Source organism: Pseudomonas sp. SIMBA_067 (assembly GCF_046534675.1).
Classification (GTDB): domain Bacteria; phylum Pseudomonadota; class Gammaproteobacteria; order Pseudomonadales; family Pseudomonadaceae; genus Aquipseudomonas; species Aquipseudomonas putida.
The window spans coordinates 1-278 of sequence record NZ_JAWRYH010000321.1 but is presented as its reverse complement, the minus strand read 5'-3'; the positions used below and the strand labels follow the sequence as shown (position 1 = coordinate 278).

Below are 278 nucleotides of genomic sequence, written 5' to 3'. Positions count from 1 at the left end.
CAACTGCTCGGCGATAATCCCGGCGTAATCGGCGCTAAGGCCTTCGTATTCGTGCTGACTGACGTTGATTTCGAACGGTGGATAGTCGGGCCGAGAGCTGCCCAGCACCAGGTGCTGGCGTCGCTGCAGCCACTGCCGGTCTTCGCTGGACAACGACAGGGGGGCGGCGGCACTGGCCGATCGGGCCAGCAACTGACGGGGTTCGCTGCTGGCCAACAGATCGGCCGAAGCGAATAAGCCGGTAGCCAGAAAGATGCTCGCCAGCAGGCGCTTCATGG

The 278-nt window shown here is 63.3% G+C and carries 1 protein-coding gene; it reads right to left on the bottom strand.

Features of this window, described 5'->3' with window-relative positions; translation table 11 throughout:
* The coding region (locus tag SB765_RS29285) for a hypothetical protein (RefSeq protein ID WP_410932443.1) at positions 1–276 on the bottom strand (276 nt) is incomplete at its 3' end.
* Between the last annotated feature and the right edge of the window lie 2 nt (positions 277–278).